Here is an 8,166-nt window from a genome sequence, read left to right as displayed (position 1 = left end):
AAGTTATTTAAAGTTTTTTGTTGGGGCTTTGATTTTTTAAAAAATCAAAGCCCCAACAAAACTTACACAACTAAGGGGAGGGTGCCCATTGATACTTGTTTTTCACCTTTTTCAAAAAACTTAGATTTCATAAACTCCTCAAATCCCTCAATTTTAGATACAGGAGTAATTTGGGGATATCCCCAATTCTTCTGATATAAGGCTCGTATAAATAAGAACTATTTTCTCATTTGTAGATAGCTTTAGTGGTTGAAGTAAGTCTATTAGATTAATTTCTTTAACTTTTTTACCATTATCCTCTTTCTCTTTCCATATTTTAGAGATAAATTTTTCTCTTAACTTGTAAATATAACATAGAGCTACTACAAGCAGTTTATCTTTTAACTGTGGATAATTCATAAATGCTTTTGAAAACTCTCCTTCCTTAGTTAAGGAATAACTATTTTCTGATTCATTATCCTCATTATCATTATTTTTCCCAAAAAATATTTTTTGTAGTTGAAAAATATCCTTGACTTGCACACAACTGTAAATAGAGTTGTTTTTCCCTGGAAGAATTTTAATATTCTTAAATGCCAAACAAGATTGCTTTTCATCGTATTCTTTCAAAGATGGATTTAAATAAACATCAGATTTATCTAAATCGAATATCAATTCAGCAACATACAATTTTATATTTTTATCTTTTTCTTTCTGAATATTCGGATAATCAATAATATCATCCCATTCGCCACGGTTGTGGCTGAGTTGTGAGCCTAATTTGATAAGGGTAGTAAGCACAGTATGAATAGGGTTTAATATTTTATAAAGTAATTTTGAGAAATTTATTTTGCATTTTTTAGCGTTTAAATACCTGTTTTGGGATTTTTAAAAGTTTTTTAGATGCTGTTAATCTTTGTGCTTCTTGAAGTTGATTTGTGAGTTGATACCATAATAACTAATTTCTTCTCCATACACCCTAAGGAACAGGAAGGACAAATCAGTAAATCATTTCAAGTTGCAACTTCATTCTCAAAATATTTAAAATGAAAAAACTGATTCTAATTTTTGCATGCTCGCTTTTGGGGTGTTTCCAATTGGTAGCACAAAAAACTACCAAAGCTACTTTTCCCGACGGTAGCCCCATCAGTACTTGGTTTACGAATAATAAAAAAGTAACACTCGGACAGCTTGGAAAAGCTTATATCATTACAGATTTTGGTGTTAAATCAGACAGTACTTTGGTGCAAACTGAGGCAATCCAGAAAACAATTGATGCCGCAGCGGCAAAAGGTGGAGGCGTGATAGTAATTCCTAAGGGAACGTTTATGAGTGGTGCGTTATTTTTTAAACCTAAAACGCATTTGTATGTTGCTGAAGGAGCAGTACTGAAAGGTTCCGATAATATTGCTGACTATCCTAAAATGCCTTCACGTATGGAAGGACAAAGTTTAGATTATTTCACAGCATTGGTAAATGCTTACCGAGTAGATGGTTTTACGATTTCAGGAAAAGGAACGATTGATGGAAATGGATTGCATTATTGGGAGGCATTTTGGGCTAGGCGTAAAGAAAACCCTAATTGTACGAACTTAGAAGTTTCTCGCCCTCGATTGGTATTTATTTGGCAAAGTAATAATGTACAAGTGCAAGATGTAAAGTTGCACAACGCTGGTTTCTGGACTAGCCATTATTATCAATGTAAAAATGTGAAAGTATTAGATGTTCATATTTACTCACCATACAAGCCTGTAAAAGCTCCAAGTACTGATGCCATTGATATTGATGTTTGTAGCAATGTACTTATCAAAGGTTGTTATATGTCGGTCAATGATGATGCCATTGCATTGAAAGGGGGTAAAGGTCCTTGGGCAGACCGTGTACCAAACAACGGTGCTAATACTAATATCATCATCGAAGATTGTGAGTTTGGTTTTTGTCACTCGGCACTTACTTGTGGGAGCGAGGCAATTCATAATCGTAATATCATCATGAGGAATTGTCATGTGAATGAAGCCACTAGAATTTTATGGCTAAAGATGAGACCAGATACTCCTCAACTTTATGAATATATCGCTTTAGAAAATATCAAAGGACAAGCCCATAGTTTATTATATGTTAAACCTTGGAAACAATTCTTTGATTTACAAGGTCGTGCAGATGTGCCACTTTCGTATTCAGACCATGTGAGCCTAAAAAATATAGAAGTAAAATGTGATGTTTTCTATGATGTAGCGATTTCAGAATATGATAAGTTATCAAACTTTAGTTTTGAGAACTTTACTGTTGAAAGTAAAAATGCTTCTATAGACAAAAGTGTAGTGAAAGGTTTTACATTGAAAAATGTAAAAGTGAATAATAAAATGATAGATTAGTTATTCGAAAGCTTTTTCTGTCATAATCATCTTGCTTTTAGTAGAAATAACAAAATACGCCTGAGATTTGTCAAATCTCAGGCGTATTTTGTTAACCAATTTAACTTTAAAATAAAGCCTATTTCTTTTCAAACTCTCTATGATTCGCCATTTTGAATAACTCATCCTTCGATAAAGATTTGAAGTATTCATAAGTAATCTTTAAACCTTCAGAACGACTCACCTTTGGTTCCCAACCTAATATCGCCTTCGCCTTCGTAATATCTGGTTTACGTTGCTTTGGATCATCTGTTGGTAATGGTAATGAAATCAACTTCTGCTCTGTTCCTGTCAATTTGATAATCTCTTCGCCAAATTCCTTAATCGTTATCTCATCTGGATTACCAATATTCACAGGTTGTGCATAATCACTCAACAACAAACGGTAAATACCCTCTACTAAATCATCTACATAACAAAATGCTCTTGTCTGTGAACCATCTCCAAACATTGTTAAGTCTTCTCCTCTTAAAGCTTGTCCGATGAATGCAGGTAATACTCTACCGTCATTCAGTCGCATTCTTGGTCCATAAGTATTAAAGATTCTAACAATTCTAGTCTCTAAACCGTGAAAGGTATGATAAGCCATCGTCATCGCTTCTTGGAAACGTTTCGCTTCGTCATAAACTCCTCTTGGACCTACTGGGTTTACATTTCCCCAATATTCTTCTGGTTGTGGATGAACCGTAGGGTCTCCATATACTTCAGAAGTTGAAGCAATCAAGACTCTCGCTCCTTTTACTCTTGCTAAGCCAAGACAGTTATGAATTCCCAATGAACCAACTTTTAATGTCTGGATTGGAATCTTCAAATAGTCAATCGGTGAAGCTGGCGAAGCAAAATGAAGGATATAATCTAATTCACCTGGTACATGGATAAATTTAGATACATCATGATGATAAAATTCAAAATTAGGTAATTTGAAAAGGTGTTCGATGTTCTTCAAATCACCAGTAATCAAATTATCCATCGCTATTACATGATAGCCTTCTTTGATAAATCTGTCACAAAGGTGTGAACCTAAAAATCCCGCTCCACCTGTTATTAATACTCGTTTCATATTTTAGCTATAAGCTGTAAGCGATAGGCTATAAGCTTTTTAATTTTTATGTTAAAATCTCTACATTTCAAGCTTAAAGCCTAGTGCTTACAGCTTAATGCCTAAAAATTATTTTACCGTCTCTCTACCAATTGAATAATAAGTATATCCTAATTCCTTCATTTGTTCTAATTCATACAAATTACGACCATCAAAGATTACTTTATTCTTCAACAATACTTCCATCACCTCAAACTCTGGTGTACGGAATTGTGGCCATTCTGTCATAATCAATACTGCATCTACATCTTTTATCGCTTCATAAGGTCCTTTGGTATAAGTAATTGTATCTCCAATCACTCCCTTCACATTCTCCATCGCCTCTGGGTCAAAAGCTTTGATGATTGCACCTTCAGCTAACAATTCTTTAATATTGTACAAAGCTGGTGCTTCACGAATATCATCTGTATATGGTTTGAAAGCCAAGCCCCACATCCCAAATACTTTCCCTTTCAAATCTCCACCAAAATGTGCTTTGATATGTGGTACTAATTTAGTCTTTTGGTCTTCATTAACAGTCATTACTGCTTTCAAGATTTGAAACTCATAGCCAGAATCTTTTGAAGTCTTTTCTAATGCTTGAACGTCTTTGGGAAAACAACTTCCTCCATAACCAATACCTGCAAATAAGAAACGCTTACCAATTCTTGAATCTGTCCCGATACCTCTACGAATATCATCTACATTAGCTCCTACTTTCTCACAAAGATTCGCAATCTCATTCATGAAAGTAATTTTAGTCGCTAAGAAAGCATTCGCAGCATATTTCGTCATTTCTGCCGAACGCTCGTCCATGAAAATAACAGGATTGCCTTGACGTACTAAAGGTGCATATAATTTCGTCATTACTCCTTTAGCTTTTTCTGAACTCGTGCCGATTACTACTCGGTCGGGTTTCATGAAATCTTCTACAGCAACGCCTTCTCTTAAAAATTCTGGATTCGATACTACATCGAATAATTCTGTTGAAGCATTCTTAGCAATGGCTGCATGAACTTTCTCTGCTGTGCCTACTGGTACAGTACTCTTGTCGATTACTACAACATATTGATCTAAGATTGGGCCTAAATCATTGGCAACCTTCAAAATATATTTTAAATCAGCTGAACCGTCTTCGCCGGGAGGAGTCGGTAATGCTAAGAAAATTACTTTAGCATCCTTTATCCCTTCAGCTAAATCTGTCGTGAATTTTAAACGCCCTTCGGCTGTATTTCTATTAAATAAAACATCAAGACCAGGCTCATAAATAGGGATGACTCCATTCTTCATCTTCTCAACCTTGTTTGCATCAATATCTACGCAAACTACTTGATTGCCCGTTTCTGCAAAACAAGTACCTGTTACTAATCCTACATATCCTGTGCCGACTACTGCTATCTTCATATAATTTGTATTTTGTATTTAGAATGGTAATTTAAGCTAATTAAATTTATTTTTATCAACATTATACCAAATAAAATAGCTAAAAGTGTGCCATTTTTGGGAGCAGTAACTTTTTTTATCTTTTCACCCCCGAAATTACTCCTCCAACACTACCATTTGGTTCAAGTATATTCAATAAATCAGCAACAGTTGGAGCAATATCCGAAATATTTGTTCTTGACGTTGTTTCCCCAGCTTTTACTCCCCATCCAAAAAATAACAAAGGAACATGAGTATCATATCTGTAGAGCGAGCCATGCGTTGTACCTGTTTTATAACCACTAAACCAACTTGGATTTAACACAACCGAAATATCTCCACTTCTTTTAGGGTTGTAGCCATTTTTGATAAAATTCAATTGATAATTTGGTAAAGTAGTATTTCCTAAATTATGTAAATCTACCACATCAGCCACTTCATCGTGTTGTAACAAAGTTTCTCTAACTACTTCATATACTTGTGAAAATGACAGTTTCTTTTCACTCAATAAAGCATGGTTTAAATATATTTGAGAATTATCTTCTGCTCTGATAAATTCGCCTTCTCCAAAAGTAGATTTCAAGGCTACTTTAATTTCAGCTGTTGCTTTACTTCTATCAAAAATACCTGCTGGTAGCTTATTGTTTTGCCAGAAACCCGGAATGTCAGCTACACCATGGTCTGCACTTAAAAATACTACATAATTATTTTTACCAAGTGTTTTATCTAAAGTGGTTAACATCTCAGCAATATCTTTATCTAATCTCAAATAAGTATCTTCTACTTCAATAGAATTTGGACCAAACGAATGACCAACATAATCTGTTGAAGAAAAGCTTACTGTCAAGAAATCAGTTTTACTTCCTTTTCCTAAATTTTCATTTTCCAAAGCCGCTAGAGCAAAATCTTTTGTTAAAGTATTTCCGAAAGGCGTTGTTCTGATTACTTCTAATAAATTTACGCCCGCTCTAGCTACTAATTCGTGCGGAAAAACTGGAATGGTTTCTCCTGCTAATTTACTTTCATAAGGCTGATTATCTATTGAACTTTCAGTATATTGTTCTATGGGCAAAAGGGTTTTCCATCCTTCAACTATGTATTTTTGTGGCATCTTTTTAGCATTAAAATCTTTTACCCATTGTGGTAAATCATTCATATAAAAAGATGAAGTAATCCAAGAACCATCTTTAGAATCAAACCAATAAGCACCATTTGCAGTGTGTCCTGCTGGTAAAATTGCACCTCTATCTTTCAAAGCAATTCCAATTGTTTTTGATTGATGAGCATTCGCAATTTTCAATTGGTCTGTAATTGTTGAAACTAATAAGTTTTTAGGGGACATCAATCCTGCTTTAGAATTTGCTCCTACAGTTTTTACGGTAGAATCTTCTACACAATATACAGAACGATTATATTTTTGATCAAACCATTCGTTGCCAATAATACCATCAACCGCTGGTACAGAACCTGTAAAAATCGCTGCGTGACCAGCAGCCGTGACCGTCGGTGCATAATCGTAATGGTTATTTCTACAATTGAATCCTTCATTCATTAATCTTTTAAAACCACCAGAAGTATATTTATCGTAGTAACGATACAAATAATCATAACGCATTTGGTCAACTACAATACCAACGACTAATTTGGGTTTTGCTAAAGTTGTTTGAGCTGTTGTGGTTTTAGGTTTCTGAGCAAAGGCTGTCGTCAGAACGAAGAAAAACAAGAAGGATAAGGAAATTTTTGGAAACATGATGAAGGTTTTTTTCACAAAGGTAATGATGCAAAGATTGAATGAAATTATTGAAACATGAAATTTTAGACAAATAAAGGTAAATCTTTCAGAAATTCTAGGTGCATATTTTCCCAATTGGTTTTACAACAATGATAAACCATTCCATTGGTAATCGTCAAATATTCTGCTTTTAGTACTTGGTTATATTCTGCAGCTTGACTAAAAACGTTTTGTGTAAGTTTGATATATGGTGCTTTGCATTCTACAATCATCATCAAATTGCCATCTCTTCCATAAACTTGAATATCAGTTCGTTTTAACAGCGTATTATACATTAATGAACTTTCTAATTTTATTAAACTTTTAGGGTATTGATGATGGTTTATCAAGAAATGTACAAAATGTTGCCTAACCCATTCTTCAGGAGTAAGTACAATATATTTACGTCTTAGGATGTCATAAATATAGATTTTTTCATCAACTTTCCTTAATTTGTAGTCATAAGGTGGGAGATTTAGATTTTCCAAGATACTTGATGAATTTTTGAATGGATAAATTTCAGAGATGAATCAGGTTGCAAATAAACTATAAATCACCCATTTTTCAATCACAAATTAAAATCAAAATTATGAAAACAAAACAAGATATTGTAGAGAACTGGCTTCCAAGATACACGGGAATGCAACTGAATGAATTCGGACAATACATTTTATTGACAAATTTTAGCAATTACGTCGTGATGTTTGCCCAACAATTTGAAGTAGAAATTAAAGGGAAAGATCGCCCAATGCAAAGTGCTACTGCTAATAATATTTCAATCATCAATTTCGGAATGGGTTCGCCAATGGCGGCTACTGTCATGGATTTACTTTCGGCAATTGAACCTAAAGCTGTTCTATTTTTAGGAAAATGCGGAGGATTAAAGAAAAATCTTGGCTTAGGCGACTTGATTTTACCAATTGCCGCTGTACGTGGAGAAGGAACGTCTGACGAATATATGCCTAAAGAAGTACCTGCATTACCTTCATTCCGTTTACAACGTTCTGTTTCGTCGATGATTAAAAAACATGAATTAGATTATTGGACTGGCTTGGTTTATACAACTAATAGAAGAGTTTGGGAACACGATGAGGCTTTCAAACAATACTTAACTGATATTCGGGCGATGGCGATTGATATGGAAACTGCTACAATTTTTACGGCGGGTTTTGCTAATAAAATTCCTCATGGAGCTTTACTCTTGGTTTCGGATAATCCAATGACTCCCGAAGGCGTAAAAACAGAAGAAAGTGATAAAAAAGTAACCACCAATTTTGTAGAAAAGCATTTACAAATTGGTATAGATTCATTGGTAGAACTTGCCAACTCTGGCGAATCTGTGAAACATTTAAGATTTGAATAATAAAAAGGATTCACCCAACAGGAGGCTACTGAAAAAGTCTATTTATTAACTCTCATAAACGAGCAGAAAGCCTTAGCTTTTCTGCTCGTTTTTTTGTATCTTGAAATAGATTTATTAATGTATTTTAAGATGTTATCTC

At 34.3% G+C, this 8,166-nt stretch carries 7 protein-coding genes; 2 read left to right on the top strand and 5 right to left on the bottom strand.

Annotated elements, in window-relative coordinates; translation table 11 throughout:
- Positions 1-153: 153 nt before the first annotated feature.
- Complete coding sequence (locus tag VB776_RS24325; RefSeq protein WP_323699446.1) at positions 154-780, bottom strand: hypothetical protein; 627 nt, start codon at positions 778-780, stop codon at positions 154-156.
- A gap of 245 nt (positions 781-1,025) precedes the next feature.
- On the opposite strand from VB776_RS24325, the gene VB776_RS24320 reads away from it, so the two are divergent.
- Positions 1,026-2,354, top strand: a complete 1,329-nt coding sequence (locus tag VB776_RS24320) for a rhamnogalacturonidase (protein WP_323699445.1) — start codon at positions 1,026-1,028, stop codon at positions 2,352-2,354.
- Positions 2,355-2,472: 118 nt separating this feature from the next.
- Here the strand turns inward: VB776_RS24320 and VB776_RS24315 are convergent, their stop codons facing one another.
- The 4 genes from VB776_RS24315 to VB776_RS24300 form a co-directional block, all read right to left on the bottom strand.
- Positions 2,473-3,453: a UDP-glucuronic acid decarboxylase family protein gene (locus VB776_RS24315; RefSeq protein WP_323699444.1), complete on the bottom strand. Its 981-nt coding sequence runs from the start codon at positions 3,451-3,453 to the stop codon at positions 2,473-2,475.
- Between the two features lie 108 nt (positions 3,454-3,561).
- Complete coding sequence (locus VB776_RS24310) at positions 3,562-4,875, bottom strand: UDP-glucose dehydrogenase family protein (protein ID WP_323699443.1); 1,314 nt, start codon at positions 4,873-4,875, stop codon at positions 3,562-3,564.
- A gap of 115 nt (positions 4,876-4,990) precedes the next feature.
- On the bottom strand, positions 4,991-6,643 hold the full coding sequence (pafA, locus tag VB776_RS24305; protein ID WP_323699442.1) for an alkaline phosphatase PafA: 1,653 nt from the start codon (positions 6,641-6,643) through the stop codon (positions 4,991-4,993).
- Between the two features lie 65 nt (positions 6,644-6,708).
- Complete coding sequence (locus tag VB776_RS24300; RefSeq protein ID WP_323699441.1) at positions 6,709-7,152, bottom strand: type I restriction enzyme HsdR N-terminal domain-containing protein; 444 nt, start codon at positions 7,150-7,152, stop codon at positions 6,709-6,711.
- Between the two features lie 101 nt (positions 7,153-7,253).
- Here VB776_RS24300 and VB776_RS24295 point away from each other — a divergent pair, with 101 nt between their 5' ends.
- Entirely contained in the window at positions 7,254-8,027 is a 774-nt protein-coding gene (locus VB776_RS24295) for an AMP nucleosidase (protein WP_323689047.1), read from the top strand.
- Positions 8,028-8,166 lie beyond the last annotated feature (139 nt).

Source organism: Arcicella gelida (assembly GCF_034931025.1).
GTDB lineage: Bacteria > Bacteroidota > Bacteroidia > Cytophagales > Spirosomataceae > Arcicella > Arcicella gelida.
The sequence above is the reverse complement of the archived record's forward strand: the minus strand, read 5'-3'. Positions and strand labels throughout refer to the sequence as shown.

Bases quoted from the DNA above. Each gene is read 5' to 3' on its own strand.
- VB776_RS24320 (WP_323699445.1), top strand. From the start codon at position 1,026: ATGAAAAAACTGATTCTAATTTTTGCATGCTCGCTTTTGGGGTGTTTC.
- VB776_RS24315 (WP_323699444.1), bottom strand. From the start codon at position 3,453: ATGAAACGAGTATTAATAACAGGTGGAGCGGGATTTTTAGGTTCACAC.
- VB776_RS24310 (WP_323699443.1), bottom strand. From the start codon at position 4,875: ATGAAGATAGCAGTAGTCGGCACAGGATATGTAGGATTAGTAACAGGT.
- pafA (WP_323699442.1), bottom strand. From the start codon at position 6,643: ATGTTTCCAAAAATTTCCTTATCCTTCTTGTTTTTCTTCGTTCTGACG.
- VB776_RS24295 (WP_323689047.1), top strand. From the start codon at position 7,254: ATGAAAACAAAACAAGATATTGTAGAGAACTGGCTTCCAAGATACACG.